Consider the following 21,453-nt stretch of genomic DNA (forward strand, 5'->3'; position numbering starts at 1 on the left):
ACACTGAACTCACGATTGGACAGTAAGACATGGCAAAGCGCAGCAAGGCCTACCTCGAGCAGGCCGCAAAGGTCGACACAGACAACCTGTACTCGCCGCTTCAGGCAGCGAAGTTGGCCAAGGACACCGCGTCGAGCAAGTTCGACGCAACCGTCGAGGTCGCCGTTCGTCTCGGCGTCGACCCTCGCAAGGCCGACCAGATGGTGCGCGGCACCGTCAACCTTCCCCACGGCACCGGCAAGACCGCTCGGGTCATCGTTTTCGCCGCTGGTGAGAAGGCTGTGGAGGCCGAAGCAGCAGGAGCCGACGTCGTCGGCGCCGAGGATCTGATCGAGCGCATCCAGGGCGGGTTCCTGGACTTCGACGCCGCGATCGCGACCCCGGACCAGATGGCCAAGGTCGGCCGTATCGCCCGCGTCCTCGGACCGCGTGGCCTCATGCCGAACCCGAAGACGGGCACGGTCACCAACGACGTGACCAAGGCCGTCAACGACATCAAGGGCGGAAAGATCAACTTCCGCGTCGACAAGCAGGCCAACCTGCACTTCGTCATCGGCAAGGCATCGTTCGACGACGCCAAGCTGGTGGAGAACTACGGCGCCGCTCTCGACGAGATCCTCCGCGCGAAGCCGTCGTCGGCAAAGGGCCGCTACGTCAAGAAGGTCACCGTCTCGACGACGACCGGACCTGGCATCCCCGTCGACCCGAACCGCACGCGTAACCTGCTGTCGGACGACGTCGAGGCCTGATCCAGCTCGACTTACGAAAGCCGACTCCCATTCATGGGGGTCGGCTTTCGTCGTATCCGGGGGGCGGCGGCGGTCGGACCGAGGGCGTCCTTCGGTCACTCAGAGTGAGCGAGGGCGTCCTTCGGTCACCTGGAGAGTCGCGGCCGGTCCGGAGCGAGGGCGTCCAATGGTCACTCAGAGTGACCGGATGTGACATTCGGTCGGAGGGACGGAGAGCTCAGACCCGCCCGAAGTTCGACGACAGTTCCCCGAGAATCTCGTCCCACAGAGGCCGCGGGAGGTCGTGGCCCATTCCGTCGATGAGGTGCAGCCTGGAATTCTTCGCCGCTCGGGCGACGGCTTTTCCACCGGTGGGACGCATCAGCCGATCGGCGCGGCCGTGGACGACGACGGTCGGCCCTGCGATCTGCGTGGTGTAGCGCCGCAGGCTTCCCGTGCCTGTGACCGCAGCCATCTGACGTAGTGCGCCTACGGGACAGTAGTTGCGGTCGTACATCTGGCCCGCGGTCTCGAGGAGTTCGTCCATCGGCGTCGGGTAGGCCGGGCTGCCGATGATGCGCCGCGTGTTCGCGGAGTGCCGAACGATCTCTTCGCGCGACGCTCCTGGCCCTGGCCCCTTCATGAGCGGGATCAGGGCGCGCGGATCGGGCGGCGGTAGAAACGCTTCGTTGGTGCTGGAGAAGATGATCGCGGTGCTGAGCACTCGATCCGGGTACAGCCCCGACAGAATCTGCGCGATCATCCCGCCCATCGATGCTCCGACGACGTGCACTTTGTCGATGTCGAGGTAATCGAGCAACCCGATTGCGTCGGCTGTCATGTCCAGCAGCGTGTAGGGCACGGTGCTCGGTGCGCCGAGTCCGGTTCGCAGCAGTCGTAGCAGCGCCGAACCCTGGATGCGCATTCCGTCCATCTTGGTCGACAATCCGATGTCGCGGTTGTCGAACCGGATCACTCGGAAACCCATGTCGACGATGCGTTCGCAGAACTCGTTGGGCCACAACGTCATCTGCGCGCTGAGACCCATGATCATCAGCACGGCGGGATCGTCGGGGTTGCCCATGTCCTCGTACGCGATGTCGAGCGAGTTCGACGGCGCGAAGCCGGTTCGGGTCTGCACGATGACCTTCTTTCACCAACCGGGGGTGCCGAGCAGCGGGACGACGAGGAAGCTGGGCTCGTCGGCGTCGAGAACGACGTCCTGTCTGCGGCCCCTCGTGCGCAGCAGGTCGGGGAGTATCGGCATGAATCGTGGTGCGTCGGTGGCGAATACGTCGACGCGGAGGCGGTGACCGACCCGAACGACGGCCTCGGTCGTCAGCAGGTCGATGTCGAGAATCACCGGCTCGCCCACGGGCACTTCCAGCATGGAGGCCTCGGTCAACGGGTGGTGCGGCTTGGTGTAGTCCCCGTTCGGCGCGAAGAGGGACTTCTCGTCGTCGATGGCCCGACGGGATGTCAACAGCGCACCGTTCGTGATGACCGTCGAGGTGCCGTCGGGTGCGACGTCGCAGACCATGATGGCCCACAACGCTTCTCGCGCATGGCACACGACCTGCATGTGCAGATTCATCGGCCCGGAGACGACCGTGTCCGCGTGGGCAGGGCCGGTGGTGAACGTGACGGCGGCGCCTTCCGCGAAGCGATTGTCGTAGGTGAATCCGCCGCCGAACACCGCGGTGATCCCGGCCAACACCTGCGTCGTGTCACGAGACACCGTCGGGCGAAGAGACGGACGAACGGTGAAGACTCCGCTGGATCCGTCGGGCGTGCCGACGAGACTGCCGTCGGCTACCGCATGCGCGGCGACGCCGGACGTCTCGGCAGAGAGGTAGAGCCGCGTCGGCTGCGCGTGAGGAGCTGGAAATCGCCCGTGCGCAGTCCACGTACCGCCCTGACTGCGGAGAGTGACCGGACCGTACTTCTCGATTCCGTTGTCCTCGTCGCGAAGCCAACGATCGAACCAGGCGCGTTCGAGCACGTCGAGACGAGGTGGGAACCCGGGTCGTCCGAAACCGATGCCCGGATTGCCGTGATAGCCGTCGCCGACGAGAAGCTGTTTGTGGCCGCGTTCGAGCGCGAGCCGGTTGTAGATGTCGGGGGCCGAGCCTCCGAAGATGTCGTGCCAGCATCCGTAGACGAAGGTGGGCACGTCGATCTGTTCGATGTCGGCGTCGATGTTGTCGTAGTAGGGGTCGTCGTAGATTCTCGTGTCGCCGCCGGTCAGGAATCCTCTCGCGAGGTCGAGCATGTGGGTGGCGGGGGAGGACGCGCGATCTCGAAGCCAGGTCACGACGTCGAGGCCCTGCAGCGACGGCACCCATTTGAGCCCGTTCACGGTCGTCAACCACAGCGGTATGAAGAAGGACGGCGCACCGCCGGTCGCGAAGATCTCACGAACGATGTCGACCGATCCTTCGACGGCGAACACCGCCTCGAGCCCGTTCGGCCTCTTCGCTGCGGCCTGCAGTGCGTTGATCGCCGAGTACGAGATGCCCGTCATTCCGACGCGGCCGTTGCTCCACGGCTGGGAGGCACTCCATTCGATGATCTCGATGGAATCCAGCTGCTCTCGATCGCCGAGAACGTCCCACTTGCCTGCCGACGACCCGGTGCCTCGTGCGTCGACGATGACCTGGACGTACCCGCTGCGGATCAGGTGACGATTGACCGACAACAGATCGGCTGCACCGCCGTCGACGATGCGGGTTATTTCCGTGATCCCTTCGAAGGGGGTGCCGCTGAGGTCGAGTCGGCGCGAGAGCCCACGGAGTGCTCGACCCAGCACGGGCGTCCCGAGAAGCGCATCGATGCCCGTCACGAGGCCCTTGTTGTACGGCGTGATGTTCAGAACCACCGGAAGCGGGGTCGCGACGGCATCTCCCGCGACATCGGCGGGGCGAAAGACGTCCGCCCGTAGAACGGTCCCGTCGCTCATCGTGATCGGAACGTTCGACGCTCGTGCGATCTCGGGGTAACGGGGCGGTGCCTCGACGAGGTTGCGCCACGCGGTCGCTGCGTCGCCACCGCTGGGGTCGCGTACTCGCTCCTGGGCGTGCCCAGGACGCAGGAGGGGACGTGGCTGCGCTGCCGTCATGTATCCGATTGAACCGTCAAAATGCTCGGTTGTCCTGTGAGCGGCGATTGTTGTGCGCAGCTGACAGCAACGCTCGGGCAAACTTGGTGGGCAGTCACATCCGGAACGGTGAGGCGCACTGTCGGGCCGTTTTGGCGTTGTGGCACTGCTCGAGGTACTGTTGCCGACGGTTCGGATGTGGAATGCATCCGGTCCACCCAATCGAGTTCTACCCAAGACCGTTGGTCACCGCCTTCTCCAGGGAATGCGGTTGAAGGTCCGAGTTTCTCGGACGGCCCACGCAGGAGGACGAGGTAAGGGACCTGTTCGACGGCGTCTTCGCGACGCTGTTCTCATGTCTACGCCCCGTGTGCTTCTTGCGCCGGGGCGTTCGTCGTTTCTGCCGGACCTCTCGCGATCGACATTACTTCCCACGAGAGGAGGCGAAGTATGGCAAAGCCCGAAAAGGTCTCGGCAGTATCCGAGATCACCGAACAGTTCAAGGGTTCGACGGCTGCCGTCGTCACGGAATACCGTGGCCTGTCGGTGTCCGGTCTGACTCAGCTCCGGCGTGCGCTCGGCGAAGGTGCCACGTACTCCGTCGCCAAGAACACCCTGGTCAAGCGCGCTGCTGCCGAAGCCGGCATCACCGGGCTGGACGAGTTGTTCGTCGGACCGACCGCCATTGCATTCATCAAGGGCGAGCCGGTCGACGCTGCGAAGGCCATCAAGGCGTTCGCAAAGGACAACAAGGCCTTGGTCGTCAAGGGCGGCTACATGGACGGCGCGACGCTGTCCGTGGACGAGATCAACAAGATCGCGGACCTCGAGTCCCGCGAGATCTTGCTGGCAAAGCTTGCAGGTGCCATGAAGGGCAACCTGTCGAAGGCTGCCGGCCTGTTCAACGCTCCGGCGTCGCAGGTTGCACGTCTGGCCCAGGCATTGGCAGACAAGAAGGCCACCGAGGCACCGGCGTCTGCCGCTGCCGAGGCACCGGCAGAAGCAGACGCTCCCGCCGAAAGCTGATCCGCACTTTTCAGCGAACAGCTACACACCACCACCTGTGTCGCGGATCAGCGACTCGGTACTAAAGGAAGGACCGCCACCATGGCGAAGCTCAGCACCGAAGAATTGCTCGACCAGTTCAAGGAGCTCACCCTCCTCGAGCTCAGCGAGTTCGTGAAGGCATTCGAGGAGACCTTCGAGGTCACCGCAGCTGCTCCCGTCGCCGTCGCCGCTGCAGGCGCTCCGGCTGCCGGTGGCGCTGACGCTGCCGAGGAGCAGGACGAGTTCGACGTCGTCCTCGAGTCGGCCGGCGACAAGAAGATCCAGGTCATCAAGGTCGTCCGTGAGGTCGTTTCCGGCCTCGGCCTGAAGGAAGCCAAGGACCTCGTCGAGAGCGCTCCGAAGGCCATCCTGGAGAAGGTTGCCAAGGACGCAGCCGACGCTGCCAAGGAGAAGCTGGAAGCAGCCGGCGCCAAGATCACCGTCAAGTAATTCTTGCCGGGCCGATCACGGTCTGTCGCTTCATCGAAAGAGGGCCACCTCCCGTGCGGGAGGTGGCCCTCTTTCTTTCGTCCGTGCAGCGTCTTGTCGATGCGGAGCGGTCGGAAGCGCCATATTCTGTGGTCTGTCACAGTGCCGACAAGTTGGTTTTCGTCACAAATCCGGCGAGTCGTACGCGTGTCTCAGTGACATGAGTCACACTAAGCTCAGGATCTCGGCCCGCCTCGGGGATTTTATTACTGGGCAGTAAGCTCCTGTGTCGGTGCGGACACTCGTATGCGATAGAGTGACCGGGCCCACATCCGGTGATGTGTACGAACTTGGAGGTCAGCGTGGGAGTCGAGGTTTCGGTCGAGGGTCTGACCAAGTCTTTCGGTGTTCAGAAGATTTGGCAGGACGTATCGCTGACGCTGCCGTCGGGAGAGGTCAGTGCACTCCTCGGGCCGTCCGGCACCGGCAAGTCGGTGTTCCTGAAGTCCCTGATCGGTCTGCTGCGGCCCGAGCAGGGCAAGATCTTCATCGACGGAACCGACATCCTGCAGTGCTCGTCGCGTGAGCTCTACGAGATCCGCAAGCTGTTCGGCGTGCTGTTCCAGGACGGCGCTCTGTTCGGGTCGATGAATCTGTACGACAACGTCGCGTTCCCGCTTCGCGAGCACACCAAGAAGAGCGAATCCGACATCCGCAAGATCGTGATGGAGAAGCTGGAACTGACGGGTCTCGTCGGCGCCGAGGACAAGCTTCCCGGTGAGATCTCCGGCGGTATGCGCAAGCGCGCAGGTCTGGCCCGTGCCCTCGTGCTCGATCCCGAGATCATCCTCGTCGACGAGCCGGATTCCGGTCTCGACCCGGTGCGCACCACGTACATCTCGCAGACGTTGATCGACATCAACGCCGAGATCGATGCGACCATTCTCATCGTGTCCCACAACATCAACCTCGCGCGGACGGTGCCGGACAACATCGGCATGCTGTTCCGTCGCCAGTTGGTCATGTTCGGTCCCCGTGAGGTCCTGTTGACCAGCGAGGAACCCGTCGTCAAGCAGTTCTTGAACGGCACGATGATCGGCCCCATCGGCATGTCCGAGGAGAAGGACGAGGCGCAGATGGCGCACGAGCAGGCGCTCGTCGACGCCGGACACCATGCGGGCGGCGTCGACGACGTCGAAGGAATCGTGCCGCAGATGAAGGCGACGCCCGGGACGCCGGTTCGCCAGGCCGTTGCTCGCCGGCAGGAAAGGGTGCGACGCATCATGCACACGCTGCCGCACAGCGCGCAGGTCGCCATCCAGGAAGACCTCGACGCCACCAACTCGTCTCAGCAGGTTCCCGCCTATGCAGGACAGAGCTACGACGACGGCTCCGGTTACCAGCAGCAGTACGACCAGACCGGCTACGAGCAAGCGGGATACGACCAGCAAGCGGGCTACGACAATTCCGGGTACGAGCAGACCGGCTACGACAACTCGGGCTACGACACCGGATACAGCGACCAGGGCCGCGGCTCGTCGCAGGGGCGGGGACAGTAAGGGCTATGGGGGGTTCCAAGAAATCCGCGCTCGCACCGGCTAGCGCAGCACTGACGCAGGCCGGAAATATCGTCGAATTGTTGGTGGACGTCGTCCGCAACACGTTCAGGCGCCCGTTCCAGCTTCGCGAGTTCATCGAGCAGGCATGGTTCATCGCCAGCGTCACGATCCTGCCGACGGCACTCGTCGCCATTCCGTTCGGTGCCGTCGTGTCGCTGCAGACCGGCTCGTTGATCAAGCAGCTCGGAGCCGAGTCGTTCACCGGCGCAGCCAGCGTGCTCGCCGTCATCCAGCAGGGCAGCCCGATCGTGACGGCACTGCTGATCGCCGGCGCCGCCGGGTCGGCTGTGACGGCAGACCTCGGGTCGCGCACCATCCGCGAGGAAATCGACGCGATGCGGGTGCTCGGTATCGATCCGATCCAGCGCCTCGTCGTTCCTCGTGTCCTCGCGATGATTCTCGTGGCCCTGCTGCTGAACGGTCTCGTGTCCGTCGTCGGCATCGCGGGCGGCTACTTCTTCAACGTCGTTCTGCAGGGCGGAACTCCCGGCGCGTACCTGGCGTCCTTCTCGGCGCTCGCGCAGTTGCCCGACCTCTACGTCGCCGAGTTGAAGGCCGCCATCTTCGGCCTGATCGCGGGAATCATCGCGTCGTACAAGGGTCTCAACCCGAATCCCGGCCCGAAGGGGGTCGGTGAGGCAGTGAATCAGACGGTCGTCATCACGTTCCTGTTGCTGTTCTTTGCCAACCTCATTCTCACCCTGGTGTATCTCCAGGTCGTGCCGGCGAAGGGAAGCTGACCCGCAATGACCATCGCCAAAGGTCGTGGCGACCGTACTCTCATGCGCGCGAAGCGAATTGCGAACGCGCCGCTGACCGTGCTCGACAGCGCGGGCGAACAGATGTCGTTCTACGCGCGAGCCATCGGATGGATCCCGCGCACGCTGATCCACTACAAGAAGGAAACACTCCGTCTGCTCGCCGAGGTCACCTTCGGTAGCGGCGCGCTTGCCGTCATCGGCGGCACCATCGGCGTCATCGTGATGATGTCCGGCGCAACGGGTGTCGTCGTCGGCCTGCAGGGTTACGCAGCGCTCGAACAGCTCGGCAGCTCGGTGCTCACCGGCTTCTTGTCGGCGTACATCAACACCCGTGAGATCGCGCCCGTCGTCGCCGGTCTGGCGTTGTCGGCGACGGTCGGCGCCGGATTCACCGCGCAGCTCGGTGCCATGCGGATCTCCGAGGAGATCGACGCGCTCGAGGTCATGGCGGTGCCAAGTGTTCCGTTCCTCGTGACGACGCGCATGATCGCCGGATTCATCGCGGTCATCCCGCTCTACATCGTCGGTCTGCTGGCGTCGTACATCGCCTCTCGCGGCATCAGCACGATCTTCAACGGACAGTCGGGCGGATCGTACGACCATTACTTCAATCTGTTCCTACCGCCCGAGGACGTTCTCTATTCGTTCCTGAAGGTGTTGATCTTCGCCTTCGTGCTGATCATGATCCACTGCTACTACGGGTTCCATGCTTCGGGCGGACCTGCCGGAGTCGGTGTCGCCGTGGGTCGTGCCGTGAGGACCGCCATCGTGACGGTCGCTGTTCTGGACTTCTTCCTCAGTCTTGCCATCTGGGGAACCACCACCACAGTGAGGGTTGCAGGATGATCGACTCGCCGTCTCGCCTCAGGCGACTTCTGTTGGGTCTCGCATTCTTCTTGGTTCTCATCCTTTTCCTCGGGTGGTCCATCACGTCGTACAACAAGACGTTCAAGAAGGTCGTCAGCATCGATCTGATCACCGACTCGGTGGGCAACGCCCTGCCAGCCAACGCGGACGTGAAGGTACGTGGGTTGATCGTGGGTGAGGTGCGCTCGGCGTCGACCGTCGACGGCGTCGTCACCGCGCATCTGGCGATCGATCCGGACAAGGCGGAGCTGATCCCGTCGAACACGACGGCGCGTCTGCTGCCGAAGACGCTGTTCGGTGAGCGCTACGTGTCGCTGATCGTCCCGGAAGGAGACACGGCGTCGCCCATCACGAACGGCACCGTGCTGCGCCAGGACACGAGCGGCGACGCCATCGAGGTGGGCCAGCTGCTGGACAACCTGCTGCCGCTGCTCGAAGCCATTCCGCCTCAGGACCTGGCCAACACGCTCGGTGCGTTGGCGCAGGGATTGAGTGGCCGCGGTGCCGAACTCGGCATGACGATCGATCGGCTCGAACGCATCTTCGGGAGCTTGAACACCGAGTTGCCGAACATTCAGGAAGACCTGCGTGGTCTCGCCGACTTCTCGCAGACCTACTCCGACGCTGCCCCCCAACTGGTGGACGCGCTCGAGAACCTGAGTGTCACCGGCAACACGTTCGTCGAGCAGCGTCCAGCAGTCGACACGTTGATCGCGACGCTGACATCCACCAGCGGAACGACAGCGGACTTCCTGCAGGCCAATTCGAACAACCTGATCAACATCGCAGCGAATTCGCGTGAGGCACTGGAACTTTTGGCCAAGTACTCGCCGTCGTTCGGGTGCACGTTCTCGCAGTTCGTTCCGACCGTCGCCGAGGCGCAGAAAGTCATCGGCGTCGGAGACGAGTATCGGGGTATCAACGTGACCGCGTCGTTCGTCAACCCGAAGGGCCGTTACCTGCCCAACCAGGACGAGCCGCGTCTCTTCGACAACCGCGGACCGAAGTGCTACACCCCGGCGAACACCGATGCGGGCGAGTTCTTCCCGCAGTACCCGGGCGGATCGGCCAACGACGGGTCCTACCAGGTGCCGTCGAGAAACCCAGGACCGCAGGAGATCCCCGAACTTCCCGCACCGCAGCTGTCGGGCGTGCCCGCGGCGACGGGTACCGACGGCCAGGCGACGCCTGCGGGGTACGAAGGGTCCGATTTCGAGCGTGACACCCTCGCCGTGATCTACGGCGAGGCCGGGGGAGTGGCTCCAGGTGAGATCCCGTCGTGGACGACGACTCTCGGAGCGCCCGCACTGAGGGGAGCGGAGGTGACCATCAAATGAGAGGACTTGCAGCTCCACTCGTCAAACTGATCGTGTTCGCGGTGGTGACCATCCTGGCGACCGCCACGCTCGCGTTCTCGATCGCGAACATCAGCGGTGGAGGCGGCGAGAAGTACAGCGCGATCTTCAGCGACGTCGCGTCGCTCAACAAGGGCGACGAGGTTCGTATCGCCGGTGTTCGCGTCGGTGACGTCAAGAACATCGAAATCGTCAACGAACGCGAAGCACGCGTCGAGTTCAGTGTCAACGGTCGCGACTACCTCCCGTCGACCGTCACTGCGAACCTGCGATACCGCAACCTGGTGGGGCAGCGCTACATCGCCCTCGAACAGGGCTCCGGAGAGCAGGGCGGAAAGCTGAACCCGGGCGGGGAGATTCCGCTCTCGCAGACCAAGCCCGCCGTCAATCTGACGACGCTGTTCGACGGTTTCCGGCCGCTGTTCACGACGCTCAACGCCGACGACGTGAACAAGCTGTCGTACCAGATCATCCAGGTGTTCCAGGGCGAGGCGGGCACGATCTCGGACCTGGTGCGCAGCACCGCGAGCCTGACCAACACGGTCGCGGACAAGGATCGGGTCATCGGGGCCGTCATCACCAACCTGAACACTGTGTTGGAGACGGTGAACCAGCACGACAAGGATCTGGATTCGCTGATCGTCAACACGCAGCAGCTCGTGTCGGGATTGTCGGCCGATCGTGACGTCGTCGGGTCCGCCGTCACGTCGCTGGCCGGTCTGACGGACGCGACCTCGGATCTGCTGGAGCCGACGCGACCCGCGATCCAGGGATCGATCGCGTCGTTGAACACGCTTGCGACGACGCTGAACAACCGCGAGGAGGACCTGACGAAGGTCATCCAGACACTGCCGAAGAAGCTCGACAAACTGATTCGCACCGCGCAGCAGGGATCGTGGTTCACGTTTTACCTGTGCGGCATCGACATTCAGGCCGGGCCGGGCACTTCGCCGAACTTGAACCTGCCGACGGGACTGCCGACTGTGAATCAACCGCTGTACACGAACGCGGCCGAGCGGTGCAAGGCTGGGGGGATCCAGGGATGAAAAAGCGTAGCCCGGTAGTGGCCGGTGCGCTCGGCATCATGATCGTGCTGCTCGCGACCGTCGCCGTGTTCTTCCTCGACCGTCTGCCCATCCTGGGTGCAGGGTCGGTGTACACCGCGGAGTTCTCCGAGGCCGCAGGTCTCAAGCCCGGCAACGAAGTGCGCATCGCGGGCGTCAAGGTCGGCAAGGTCGATTCCGTCGATCTCGCCGGCGACAAGGTGAACGTCCAGTTCCGCGTGCAGGACGCGTGGATCGGCAACAACTCGTCGGCTTCGATCCAGATCAAGACGCTGCTCGGCCAGAAGTACCTGGCCATCGATCCGCGCGGCGACGAGGTCTTGAAGCCGAAGGATCCGATTCCGCTCGAGCGCACGACATCTCCGTACGACGTCATCGACGCGTTCTCCGACGCGGCGCGCACCATCACCGACATCGACACCGACCAGTTGGCGTCGAGCTTCCAGACGCTGTCGCAGGCGTTCTCGGAGACGCCGGACGACATCCGCGCATCGCTCGACGGTGTCAGCCGGCTGTCGCAGACCATCGCAAGTCGAGATGCCGAGTTGCAGAGGCTGTTCGAGGCAACCGGCAAGACCTCGAAGGTGCTGGCCGACCGTAACCAAGAATTCAACCGCCTCATCGCCGACGCCGGCCCGTTGCTCGAAGAACTCAACAACAGGCAGCAGTCGATCTCACAACTGCTGACAGGCACGCAGCGGCTGTCCACGGAACTCACCGGATTGGTTCGCGACAACGAGCAGCAGATCAACCCGATGCTTCAGCAGTTGAACGGAGTCATCGACATTCTGAACGCGAACAACGACTCCCTGTCCAGGGCGCTCGAGCTCTATGCGCCGTTCGTGCGCTTGTACGCCAACGTCACGGCGAACGGCCGGTGGCTCGACATCACCCTCGCCAACCTGACGCCGCCCGGTCTGCCGCTCATTCCCGGCTACCGTCAGCCCGCACGCGATCTCGGGGGCAACTGATGACCGACACCGCACAGAAACAGAAGACGTCCGGCATCGGCAAGGGCGTCATCGCAGCCGTCGTGATCGTCGCGTTGGTCGTCGCAGCCGGTCTGTGGTGGCTGTTCACGCGCGCCGGCGCCACGAACATCACCGCGTACTTCGACAAGTCGGTCGGCATCTACGAGGGCTCGGATGTCCGTGTGCTCGGTGTCGCGGTCGGTGAGGTCACCTCGGTCACCCCTCAGGGCGACCAGGTCGAGGTCCAGATGCGCGTGAAGCGCGGCATCGACATCCCGGCAGACGCGAAGGCAGCGCAGATCACGCCGTCTCTGGTGTCCGACAGGTACATTCAGCTCGCACCCGCGTACAGCGGTGGCGACACGATGGCCTCCGGCGCGGTCATTCCGCGCGATCGCACGGCAACTCCCGTCGAGGTCGACCAGATCTACGCGAGCATCGACGAACTCTCGACGGCTCTCGGCCCCGAGGGTGCCAACAAGGACGGCGCGCTGACCGATCTGGTCAACACCGGTGCTGCGAACCTCGATGGCAACGGAGAAGCGTTGGGCGACAGCATCACTCAGCTGTCCGAGGCGTCGCGCACACTCAACGAGTCGCGCGGCGACCTGTTCGACACGGTCAAGAACCTGCAGACGTTCGTGTCGGCGCTCGCCGCGAACGATCAACAGGTCCGAAACTTCAACAATCAGTTGTCGGATCTCACGAGCTTCCTGAACGGAGAACGCGAGGATCTCGGCGCGGCGCTGAACCAGCTGTCCATCACGCTCGGTGACGTCGCCGGATTCGTCGCGGACAATCGAGATCAGCTGGTGCAGGCCGCCGATGGTCTCGTTCAGCCGACGCAGACGTTGGCCGACGGCAAGGAATCGCTGGTGGAGACGCTGACGCTGCTTCCGCTCGCGATCAGTAACCTCGTCAACGCGTACGACGCCGAATCGGGAACGCTGGCGTCCCGCGCCAACCTGCAGAACGAGACGCAGGACCCGTTGGGCACGGTGTGCCGGCTGATCGACCTCGGCAAACTGGTGCCGGGAGATCCGCGCTTCGAGCAACTCGGTGCGCAGATCCAGCCGATCATCGATCGATGCAGCGAATTCACGACCTTGATTCAAGGGCCCGTGCGGGATTCGGGCGTCGTTCTGCCGTTCGGTGTGCTCAGCGGTACGACCGAACAGAACGCCGTCGTGCCGGGAACGGTGCCCGGTACCGTGTCGCCGCGTCTCGGCGAGAACAACACGCTGCCCGGTTTGCAGCAGTCGCTCGGAGGGGGACAGTGATGGGGAGGTCGGTCATGCGTACGCGCCCACTCGTCGTGCTCGCCGGTGCGACGGTCGTCGGCTTGTCGGCGACGGCGTGTTCGCAGGGCGTCTACGGCATTCCGCTGCCCGGTGGCGCGGACACCGGAAGCAACCCGATGCATCTGACCATTCAGTTCCAGGACGTGCTCGACTTGGTCCCGCAGTCGACGGTGAAGGTCGACGGTGTCGAGGTCGGCCGAGTCGATTCCATCTCGGTGCCGAACGGTGAATGGACCGCGAACGTGAACGTCATCGTCGACAATTCGGTGGATCTGCCCGCCAATGCGCTTGCCGCAGTGGAGCAGACGTCGATCCTCGGTGAGAAGTTCGTTCAGCTGACGGTGCCTGCGGGTGACGCCGATCCGCAGAAACTGCAGGACGGCGACACGATCCCGCTGGATCGGACGCGCTCGACGACGAACATCGAGCAGGTGCTCGGCGCGTTGTCGATGGTCCTCAACGGCGGTGGCGTCGGCCAGCTCGCTCCGGTCGTCAAGGAACTGAGTGCTGCGTTCGACGGTCGCGAGGGCAAGACACGCAGTCTGCTGGAACAGGCGAACACCCTCATCGGTGGCCTCGAAGAGCAGCGCGACGACATCACCCGGGCGCTCGACGGTCTCGACGTTCTGACGACCGAGGTCAGCGGCCAGACCGAGAAGATCGATCGTGTGCTGTCGGACCTTCCGATCGCGACGGACGTTCTCGAACAGCAGCGTCCGCAGTTGACGCAGATGCTCGGCCAGCTGGATCGACTCGGCGCCGTCGGCACCGACGTGATCAATCGGTCCAAGGACAACCTGATCGCCGATCTGCGTGCGCTGCGGCCGACGTTGCAGGCGCTCGCCGAGTCGAGCGAGGACATCGTCACGACGCTGCCGCTCATCCCGACCCTCCCGTTCCCCGACGGCATCGAGCAGATCACACAGGGCGATTCGGCGAATCTGTACCTGTCGCTCGATCTGTCGATCGGCACCACGCTGCGCAATCTCGGTGTGGGAGAAGGCGATCCGGTCTACATCCCGCCGAAATACGGTGACACGCTGCCGCTGGTCGATCCGTCGAACCCGTACTACAACGGCAACGGACCGCGCCCGGGATGGCCGACGATCTCGCTGCTGCCGTTGCCGCCGATCATTCCTAATCCGTCGCCGCCGCCGGGAGTTCCGGTCGCGCCAGGAACCGAACCGGTGGACTCGCCCGTGAACGAACCGACTCCGTTCGCTCCGTTGAACGACCTGCTCGAACAATTCGGAGGTGGACAGTGAGATCGCGGCTGGTCAGGATTCAGCTGTTCGCATTCATCGCCGTCGCGGTGCTCGGCATCGTGTACGTCGGTGGAAAGTACGTCCGAATCGACAATCTGCTCGGCTTCGGGCAGTACGACGTCAATGCGCAGTTCGCGGATTCGGGCGGCATCTTCACCAACGCCGAGGTGACGTACCGCGGTGTGCCCGTCGGAACGGTCGGTGCATTGTCGCTGACGTCGGACGGCGTGAACGTCGAACTGCTGTTGAACAACGGCGGGCCGGACATTCCGTCGTCGGCGAAGGCCGTCGTGGCCAACCGTTCCGCGATCGGTGAGCAGTACGTAGACCTGCAGCCGACCAGCGACGAGGGTCCCTACCTCGAGAGCGGTTCGGTCATCGTCGAGGCGGATACGGCAACGCCCGTTCCGGTCGAGAACGTGCTCGCGAGTGCGGACAGTCTCGTCAGTTCCGTTCCGTTGCAGAATCTGACAACCGTCGTCCAGGAGCTGGGCACGGCATTGAACGGCAAGGGCGACGATCTGCAGGTCCTCCTGGACTCGCTGAACACCCTCACGCAGTCCGGTGACGAGGCGTTGCCCCAGACTCTCGCGCTCGTTCGGGACAGCCGCACGGTCCTCGACACCCAGTCGGATCAGGCGTCGGCGATCCGTCAGTTCAGCACCGACCTGAACAACGTGACGGCCCAGCTGCGCAGCAACGACCCGGACATTCGACGCCTGATCAACACCGGCACTGCCGCCAGCGATCAGATCGGTGCGTTGATCGACGAGGGCGGTCCGGCCTTGACGACCGATCTGAACAACCTCAACGAGGTCACCGAGCTTGCCGCGCCGCGCACGCTCGCGTTGCAGCCGCTGCTGATCTTCCTGCCCGCGTTGGCCGCTGGATCGAGCACGCTGACACCGGGCGACGGCACGATCCATCAGGGTCTGCTGCTCGAGACGAACAACCCGCCGCCGTGCACGGTCGGCTACGAGGGCACCCAGGCGATCCTCGCGGAGGAGAAGGCGAAGAACCCGAACTTCGACATGACCGAGGACAACTACCCGCTGAACCTGCAGGCCAACTGCACGACGCCTCAGGGCAGCGTGACGGGTGTTCGTAGTTCCAACCGCATCGTCTTCGCCGACCCCGATACCCCGCAGCCGTGGGATTCGAAGCCGAAGGTCGATCCGGACAAGCTCAACCTGAATCCGATTGCGACGCAGCTCGCACCGCTGATCGGTGTCACTCCGAAGTAAGCGGATCGGGTGACGAAGTTACCGAGTAGTAGGGTGTCAGTGTGACGTCAAACACCGAAGCCCAGGAGCCGACTTCCGACGCTCCTGGGCCATCGAGCGAAAATGTCGGCCGCAAGAGCAACAGAACTCCGGTTCTGATCGGCGTATCCGTCGTCGCGATCGTCGCTCTTGTGGCGGCCGTGTGGTTCGGAATCGGGTACATGAACGCGCGGTCCGACAAGTCGGTTGCCGACACCCGCGACTCGGCGCTCACCGGTGCCCAGCAGGTGGCGATCAACCTCAACACCGTGGACGCAGCCAACATCGATCAGTCGTTCGACGACATGAAGTCGTCCATCACCGGCGACACGATGCTGAACGATCTGGAAGCGACACGGTCGTCGATCGACGACACGGTCCGCACGTCGGGAGCGAAGAGTTCGGCCGAGTTGATGCACTCGACCCTGACCGAACTCAGCGCCGACGAGGGCACAGCCACCGCGCTGGTCGTCATCGCCGCGACGACGACGTGGCCCGACCGTCCCGCGCAGAAGGTCAAGCTGACGATGCGGCTGTTCATGGAAGACGTCGACGGCACGTGGAAGGCCAACAAGGTCGATCCGGTCGGCACTCGCATCGCGCTCGACGCGTCGGGCGCAGAAACGGACTCCAGCGGGTTGCCGCTCGATCCGAACGGAGCGCCCGCCCCGACCACTGAGCCTGCCGACCCGAATGCGGTGCCGTCCGCGACCGCGGAGCCGACGCCCGCTCCCGACGCGACCGGTGGGCAGTGACGTCCGTCCTGCCCTGACCGTCGGATAGTGGCATTTTTCGATAGAACTACGAGGAGTTGTCCGCAGTGCCTCCACAGCGCCGGAAAATCGTTCCCCCCAACACCACCAGCAAGGCTCGGAAGAAGGTGGCGGGCAGCAATCGCAGAACCGAGCCCGACGCCGTCGCGTCCGACGCAGCGACTCAGGACACCACGGCGACCTCGGATTCCACCACGCCGGTAGACCTTTCGAAGGCTGCGAAGCCCGACGCCGCCGCGCCTGAACCCGAGGCTCCCGCAGAACCGCCCGCTCCCGAGGGACCTGCCGCTCCCGCCGGACCGGCCGCTCCCGATGAGCCTGCCGCTTCCGAGACTCCTGCAGCGCGGACCAGCTGGACGCCGGTTGTCGCAGTGGGGGTCGCTGCCGTCGTGTTCGGTGCTGTCGCCGTCGTTGCTGCGCTGAAGCCCGGTGCGGACGTCGACAATTCGGCGTGGGTCGACCAGAACGCGACGTCCGAGGTCACCGCTGCGGCGACGGACGCATTGAAGACGCTCTACACCTACAGCGACGCGACGATCGACGAGGACTTCGACAAGGCCCGCGCCGTCCTCAACCCCGACATGCTCGCCGAGTTCGACCGAGTGGCCGACACGACGAAATCGGCTGTGCGCCAGACTCAGACCGCAACGCAGGCCGACATCTCCGATATCGGCGTCACGCGCCTCGAACCCGATCACGCCGAGATCGTCGCACTGCTCAATGTCAGTGCCACGCAAGCGGGCGTCGCGCAGGGAAATGCCGAGGGGCCCATCGTCGTGAACATGGAGAAGACCGACGGTAAGTGGATTCTTTCTGCCATCTCCGATCAGTAAGCGGTATCAGCAGCCCGAACCGGTTGATGATCTCCTCGCAGCCGCCACGACGGAAGGCGAGCCGGCTACGGCCCGCTCGTCACCTGCGCGGGCGGGCGGTTCATGCGGTACACGAGCGGACCTTTCGGCCCGATGGTCGTCGTGCCTACCGGTTCGAAACCCATTGCGGTCCAGAAGGGAATGTTTCCCTCCTTGCAGATCCCGTAGGTGATGCGACGTTCGTGGTCCATTCGCTCGAAGATGGAGCTCGTCAATGCCCGTCCGACGCCCGAACGATGCAGTGACGGCTCGATTCCCAGATACACCCACAGGACGGCCTGGTCGTCGGGGGCTCCGGCGAGCAGCGTCCTGTCCATCTGGATGCCGGGTCGGACGCCGCGTCCCATGGCCCACAACAGGTGCGGTCCGCTGATTGCCTTGCGCCACCACGGTTCCGGCGGTGAGTCGTGCGGATACCAGAGGCTGACGCCGACGATCCTGCCGTCGATGGTCGCGACCTCGGCCCCGTCGATGGGCAGATACCGATGACGGATCAACGCGGACATCATGCGTCGTTGCTTCTTCGGCCGTGTGCGGTCGTTCGGGAAGAAGTACCCGCTGACCGGATCCTCGACCTGGAATGCACGGGCCATTACTTCGGACATCTCTCGGATGTCTGCTTTCGTGGCGTACCTGATCTCAACCGACATTCTCGTTGTCCTTTTCCAATGGGGTCGAAACAGCCTCGTGCACAAGTTTTTTCGGGTGCAGCCACCAGTTGGCCTCGCCTATCAGCTTGACCGTTGCGGGGACGAGCAACATGCGTACGACGGTGGCGTCGAGTATCAGTCCGACGATGATGCCGATTCCGACGAGGCGCATCATCGCGAGTTCGGACAACGAGAAGAATGCGGTGACGGTGATGAGCAGCAGTGCGGCTGCCGTGACGACGCGGCCGGTGCGTGCGGCGCCGATTCTCACTGCGTCACGCGTACTCGCGCCTGCGTCGTGCGCTTCGACGATGCGGGACAGCAGGAAGATCTCGTAGTCCGTGGACAATCCGAACACGACGGCCATGATGAGGATGCTCATGGTGGCTTGCAGCGGCGCCGGTGTGATCCCGACGATCCTTGCCCCGTGGCCGTCGTGGAACACCCAGGTCAGCACGCCGAACGTCGCGGCCAGGCTGAGTATTGCCATGACGATTGCTTTGGTGGACAACACGATCGAGCGAAACGCGGCCGTCGTGACGACGAACGTCGCAGCGATCATGATCGCGAACATCCACGGAATGGTGTCGTAGATCGACGAGATGCCGTCCTGGCTCAACGCTGTCGCTCCGCCGATGCGGATCACGGTGCCGTCCGGCGCCTCGATGTCGCGAAGGCGGGACACGGTGTCGAGTGCGCCCTCGGTGCGGTCCGGTGAGGTCAGGATGGCCCTGATGACCCCGTAGTTCTCGGCGCTGCCCGACGGTATGGCGGCCGCGATGCCGTCGACGCGTCCCATCTCGGCGGCCAGTTGCTGCACGACGAGGGCGTCCGGGGGAGAACCGTTGTCGGACTGGACCATCACCGTGACGCCCGAGTTGGCGAGAGGGAAGTCGGCGAACAGCTTGTCGGTCGCGATGCGGGCAGGCGCGTCGGAGGGTAGTCCCTTGTGGTCGAGGTCGCCGAGTGCGACGCCGAAGATCGGCGCCGCGAGCAGCCCGAGGAACGCGAGAATCGAGACCGCGACGACGGCGGGCCGTCGCATCACGCGCTCGGCCACCGAACCCCAGAACCGTTCGGCGCGAGCGTCACCGCGTTCGGCTGCGCCTCTACGCCAACTCAACGAATCGATACGTGGCCCGAGCACTGCGAGTGTGGCGGGCAGGGCCGTCAGCGACACGAACGCCGACACCGCGACCGCAGCCATTCCGCCGAAACCGAGTGACCGAATCATCGCCTGCGGGAAGATCAGCATGCCGACGAAACCGCACACGAGCAGCAGCGCCGAGAACGCGACGGTGCGACCTGCCGTGGCCATCGTGCGATACACGGCCTGGTCGACGGCGGCGCCGCGTCGTAGCTCCTCCCTGAATCTCGTCAGGACGAACAAGCTGTAGTCGACGGCCATGCCGAGGCCGACGAGGCTCGCGATGTTCGTGGCGAAGATGCTCACCTCGGTGAACTGGGACAGCACTCGCATGACGGCAAGGGACGCCAGGATGCTGAGACCGCCGATGCACAGTGGGACGGCGGCGGCGGTGACGCCACCGAAGATGACGAGCAGCAACACCATCAGGATCGGGAACGTGATGGTCTCGGCTCGGACGAGATCGGACCGCGCCTCGGTGTTGTACGCGTCGGCGATGGTCGAGAACCCGCCGAACTGCACGTCGACGCCGTCGATCTGCAGGTCGTCTCGAATGTCGACGAACGTCTTGACTCGTGCGTCCTCGTCGCCGGTCATCGTCAGGACGGCCAGCGCGGATCGTCCGTCGAACGACGTCAAGCCCTGGGCGATGGTCGGCGGCATGTTCCAGTACGTCACCGGATCGCGAGCGAGGAGCGAGGAGTCGATGCCCGCCAGGTTCTGCTCGACTGCGCCGCGGATGTTCTCGACGGTGCGGCCGTCGGTCGGCGTGTACAGAACGGCGACGTCCGGCACCTGACGACCGAACTGCGCCTCGACGATCCGGTCGACCTTCGCCGCCTCGCTGCCCGGGTCCGAGTATCCGCCCACGCTGAGCTGGCTCAGCACGCCGACGCCCCACACGCCTGCGACGACGATGAAGGTGACGCATGTGGCGACCACGAATCGAGCACGGCGAACCACGAATTGCGCGAACGTGTTCGGACGCGCCGTTCGATCGCCACGTGTCATGAAGCCCCCCCGGGTGACCGCGAAACGGCCTTGAATGAACGCGAGAGTACACCGATCGTCCGACGCGGGCGACACTGTCGACGAAGTCCGTGCGATGTTATCGTGCAGCCGCGCAATATGTTCCGCTGCTGCACTTTTCGCACCGCACCATGATCAAGCGTTCAACTTCCGCGCCTACGATGTGGAGAAGTATGAATACCAGAAATTCTTCGGTGGCGGTCCGTCATTTCGCCGACGCACTCCCGGACCGAGTGGTGGACAACGCCGAGCTGTGTGCCACGGTCGATTCGAGCGACGAGTGGATCAGAGTAAGGACCGGCATCGAGGCACGACGATTTCTCGAGGACGGTGCCGCGGCATCCGACCTGGCGCTGAGGGCCGCGAGGTCCGTACTGCACCAGAGCGGGCTTGCGGCAATGGATCTGGATGCGATCGTGTTGGCGACAGTGAATCCGGATCAGCCGTTCCCGTCGACGGCGCTGACCGTGGCTCAGGGACTCGGCGCGGTCCGGGCCGTTCCCATCGATCTGACGCAGGCGGCGTGTTCCGGCGGGCTGCTCGGGCTGGAACTGGCCGCGTCGATGATCGGAGATCGTTACCGAAACATCCTGGTGCTCGCGGTCGAAGTGCTGTCGCGCCAGACGAATCCGAACGATCGGACGACGCGCATATTCTTCGGCGACGCGGCAGGCGGTGCGCTCGTAACCGCGGAGACGGATCCCGCGAGGGGCATCAGGTCGTCGACCATCGAATCGGAACTGGACATGTCCGTCGGTATCAGCGGCGGGGGATCGCGTCATCCTCTCACTGCCGACGCCGTCGCGGACGGCCGACACTTCGTGTACATGGACGGTCGACGAGTGTGGAAACTGGCGACGGTGCTGCTGCCTGCGGTGGTGCGCAAGGCCGTCGACGACGCCGGGCTGACGCTCGACGACGTCGATCATCTCGTTCTCCATCAGGCCAATCGCACCATCATCGAGACCGTCGTCGACACGCTCGGCATGCCACGGGAGAAGGCGCCCATCACGGTGGACAGACTCGGAAACACCGGCGCGGCCGGTATTTTCACGGTTCTTGCCGAGCTCGAGCGCGCGAAGCTCACGAGCCAGGGAAAGGTGACCGTCATCGCGACCATCGGTGCCGGATTCATCTGGGGCGCAATCGTTCTGATTCACTAGGGGCTTCGCCCTCGTGCGTGCGAATGTACAGCGGGCTATACATTCGCACGCAC

Annotated in this window: 19 protein-coding genes; 15 read left to right on the top strand and 4 right to left on the bottom strand. The window is 64.2% G+C overall.

The annotated features are described in order from the left end of the window. Window positions 1–29 precede the first annotated feature (29 nt). Window positions 30–749 carry a 50S ribosomal protein L1 gene (gene rplA / locus DK926_RS01990; protein ID WP_114328232.1) on the top strand — a complete coding sequence of 240 codons (720 nt, stop codon included), beginning with the start codon at window positions 30–32 and terminating at the stop codon, window positions 747–749. Window positions 750–966: 217 nt separating this feature from the next. Here the strand turns inward: rplA and DK926_RS01995 are convergent, their stop codons facing one another. Then, window positions 967–1,869, bottom strand: a complete 903-nt coding sequence (locus tag DK926_RS01995; RefSeq protein ID WP_114328234.1) for an alpha/beta hydrolase — start codon at window positions 1,867–1,869, stop codon at window positions 967–969. A 12-nt stretch (window positions 1,870–1,881) separates the two neighbouring features. Further along, the gene (locus DK926_RS02000; protein WP_114328236.1) at window positions 1,882–3,846 is read right to left on the bottom strand and encodes a CocE/NonD family hydrolase; all 1,965 of its coding nucleotides are present in this window, start codon (window positions 3,844–3,846) and stop codon (window positions 1,882–1,884) included. A gap of 429 nt (window positions 3,847–4,275) precedes the next feature. Here DK926_RS02000 and rplJ point away from each other — a divergent pair, with 429 nt between their 5' ends. The 13 genes from rplJ (at window position 4,276) to DK926_RS02065 (ending at window position 17,372) form a co-directional block, all read left to right on the top strand. Further along, window positions 4,276–4,851, top strand: coding sequence for a 50S ribosomal protein L10 (gene rplJ / locus DK926_RS02005; RefSeq protein ID WP_068427689.1), 576 nt, complete (start codon window positions 4,276–4,278; stop codon window positions 4,849–4,851). Between the two features lie 81 nt (window positions 4,852–4,932). Continuing rightward, window positions 4,933–5,322, top strand: a complete 390-nt coding sequence (rplL, locus tag DK926_RS02010) for a 50S ribosomal protein L7/L12 (RefSeq protein ID WP_068427691.1) — start codon at window positions 4,933–4,935, stop codon at window positions 5,320–5,322. A 317-nt stretch (window positions 5,323–5,639) separates the two neighbouring features. Beyond that, window positions 5,640–6,860 carry an ABC transporter ATP-binding protein gene (locus DK926_RS02015; RefSeq protein ID WP_279387055.1) on the top strand — a complete coding sequence of 407 codons (1,221 nt, stop codon included), beginning with the start codon at window positions 5,640–5,642 and terminating at the stop codon, window positions 6,858–6,860. Window positions 6,861–6,865: 5 nt separating this feature from the next. Continuing rightward, entirely contained in the window at window positions 6,866–7,660 is a 795-nt protein-coding gene (locus DK926_RS02020; RefSeq protein ID WP_068427693.1) for an ABC transporter permease, read from the top strand. Window positions 7,661–7,666: 6 nt separating this feature from the next. Further along, complete coding sequence (locus DK926_RS02025; protein ID WP_068427695.1) at window positions 7,667–8,527, top strand: ABC transporter permease; 861 nt, start codon at window positions 7,667–7,669, stop codon at window positions 8,525–8,527. Beyond that, the gene (locus DK926_RS02030; protein ID WP_114328238.1) at window positions 8,524–9,885 is read left to right on the top strand and encodes an MCE family protein; all 1,362 of its coding nucleotides are present in this window, start codon (window positions 8,524–8,526) and stop codon (window positions 9,883–9,885) included. Before DK926_RS02025 ends, DK926_RS02030 begins: the two co-directional genes overlap by 4 nt. Continuing rightward, window positions 9,882–10,949 (top strand): MCE family protein, encoded by a 1,068-nt coding sequence (locus tag DK926_RS02035; RefSeq protein ID WP_068427698.1) that lies wholly within the window; start codon window positions 9,882–9,884, stop codon window positions 10,947–10,949. The genes DK926_RS02030 and DK926_RS02035 overlap by 4 nt, the downstream gene beginning before the upstream one ends. Further along, window positions 10,946–11,938 (top strand): MCE family protein, encoded by a 993-nt coding sequence (locus DK926_RS02040; protein ID WP_068427700.1) that lies wholly within the window; start codon window positions 10,946–10,948, stop codon window positions 11,936–11,938. Before DK926_RS02035 ends, DK926_RS02040 begins: the two co-directional genes overlap by 4 nt. After that, complete coding sequence (locus DK926_RS02045) at window positions 11,938–13,218, top strand: MCE family protein (protein ID WP_114328240.1); 1,281 nt, start codon at window positions 11,938–11,940, stop codon at window positions 13,216–13,218. Before DK926_RS02040 ends, DK926_RS02045 begins: the two co-directional genes overlap by 1 nt. 14 nt (window positions 13,219–13,232) lie before the next feature. Next, window positions 13,233–14,504 carry an MCE family protein gene (locus DK926_RS02050; RefSeq protein ID WP_165839480.1) on the top strand — a complete coding sequence of 424 codons (1,272 nt, stop codon included), beginning with the start codon at window positions 13,233–13,235 and terminating at the stop codon, window positions 14,502–14,504. After that, the gene (locus tag DK926_RS02055) at window positions 14,501–15,748 is read left to right on the top strand and encodes an MlaD family protein (protein WP_114328244.1); all 1,248 of its coding nucleotides are present in this window, start codon (window positions 14,501–14,503) and stop codon (window positions 15,746–15,748) included. Before DK926_RS02050 ends, DK926_RS02055 begins: the two co-directional genes overlap by 4 nt. A gap of 41 nt (window positions 15,749–15,789) precedes the next feature. Then, entirely contained in the window at window positions 15,790–16,521 is a 732-nt protein-coding gene (locus DK926_RS02060) for a hypothetical protein (RefSeq protein ID WP_243636592.1), read from the top strand. Between the two features lie 65 nt (window positions 16,522–16,586). Further along, the gene (locus DK926_RS02065) at window positions 16,587–17,372 is read left to right on the top strand and encodes a hypothetical protein (protein ID WP_114328246.1); all 786 of its coding nucleotides are present in this window, start codon (window positions 16,587–16,589) and stop codon (window positions 17,370–17,372) included. A 65-nt stretch (window positions 17,373–17,437) separates the two neighbouring features. Here the strand turns inward: DK926_RS02065 and DK926_RS02070 are convergent, their stop codons facing one another. Both DK926_RS02070 and DK926_RS02075 read right to left on the bottom strand, forming a co-directional pair. After that, on the bottom strand, window positions 17,438–18,061 hold the full coding sequence (locus DK926_RS02070; protein WP_068427712.1) for an N-acetyltransferase: 624 nt from the start codon (window positions 18,059–18,061) through the stop codon (window positions 17,438–17,440). Next, complete coding sequence (locus DK926_RS02075) at window positions 18,051–20,219, bottom strand: MMPL family transporter (protein ID WP_207890711.1); 2,169 nt, start codon at window positions 20,217–20,219, stop codon at window positions 18,051–18,053. The genes DK926_RS02070 and DK926_RS02075 overlap by 11 nt, the downstream gene beginning before the upstream one ends. Window positions 20,220–20,410: 191 nt before the next feature. Between DK926_RS02075 and DK926_RS02080 the strand changes: the two genes are divergently transcribed. Continuing rightward, complete coding sequence (locus DK926_RS02080) at window positions 20,411–21,400, top strand: ketoacyl-ACP synthase III (RefSeq protein ID WP_114328248.1); 990 nt, start codon at window positions 20,411–20,413, stop codon at window positions 21,398–21,400. The last annotated feature ends 53 nt before the right edge of the window (window positions 21,401–21,453 follow it).

The sequence above is a fragment of the Rhodococcus sp. Eu-32 genome (genome assembly GCF_003336925.1).
GTDB lineage: Bacteria > Actinomycetota > Actinomycetes > Mycobacteriales > Mycobacteriaceae > Rhodococcoides > Rhodococcoides kyotonensis_B.

Excerpts from the sequence above, each read along its gene's own strand:
- rplA (WP_114328232.1), top strand. The coding sequence starts at position 30 with ATGGCAAAGCGCAGCAAGGCCTACCTCGAGCAGGCCGCAAAGGTCGAC.
- DK926_RS02000 (WP_114328236.1), bottom strand. The coding sequence starts at position 3,846 with ATGACGGCAGCGCAGCCACGTCCCCTCCTGCGTCCTGGGCACGCCCAG.
- rplJ (WP_068427689.1), top strand. The coding sequence starts at position 4,276 with ATGGCAAAGCCCGAAAAGGTCTCGGCAGTATCCGAGATCACCGAACAG.
- rplL (WP_068427691.1), top strand. The coding sequence starts at position 4,933 with ATGGCGAAGCTCAGCACCGAAGAATTGCTCGACCAGTTCAAGGAGCTC.
- DK926_RS02015 (WP_279387055.1), top strand. The coding sequence starts at position 5,640 with ATGTGTACGAACTTGGAGGTCAGCGTGGGAGTCGAGGTTTCGGTCGAG.
- DK926_RS02020 (WP_068427693.1), top strand. The coding sequence starts at position 6,866 with ATGGGGGGTTCCAAGAAATCCGCGCTCGCACCGGCTAGCGCAGCACTG.
- DK926_RS02025 (WP_068427695.1), top strand. The coding sequence starts at position 7,667 with ATGACCATCGCCAAAGGTCGTGGCGACCGTACTCTCATGCGCGCGAAG.
- DK926_RS02030 (WP_114328238.1), top strand. The coding sequence starts at position 8,524 with ATGATCGACTCGCCGTCTCGCCTCAGGCGACTTCTGTTGGGTCTCGCA.
- DK926_RS02035 (WP_068427698.1), top strand. The coding sequence starts at position 9,882 with ATGAGAGGACTTGCAGCTCCACTCGTCAAACTGATCGTGTTCGCGGTG.
- DK926_RS02040 (WP_068427700.1), top strand. The coding sequence starts at position 10,946 with ATGAAAAAGCGTAGCCCGGTAGTGGCCGGTGCGCTCGGCATCATGATC.
- DK926_RS02045 (WP_114328240.1), top strand. The coding sequence starts at position 11,938 with ATGACCGACACCGCACAGAAACAGAAGACGTCCGGCATCGGCAAGGGC.
- DK926_RS02050 (WP_165839480.1), top strand. The coding sequence starts at position 13,233 with ATGCGTACGCGCCCACTCGTCGTGCTCGCCGGTGCGACGGTCGTCGGC.
- DK926_RS02070 (WP_068427712.1), bottom strand. The coding sequence starts at position 18,061 with ATGTCGGTTGAGATCAGGTACGCCACGAAAGCAGACATCCGAGAGATG.
- DK926_RS02075 (WP_207890711.1), bottom strand. The coding sequence starts at position 20,219 with ATGACACGTGGCGATCGAACGGCGCGTCCGAACACGTTCGCGCAATTC.
- DK926_RS02080 (WP_114328248.1), top strand. The coding sequence starts at position 20,411 with ATGAATACCAGAAATTCTTCGGTGGCGGTCCGTCATTTCGCCGACGCA.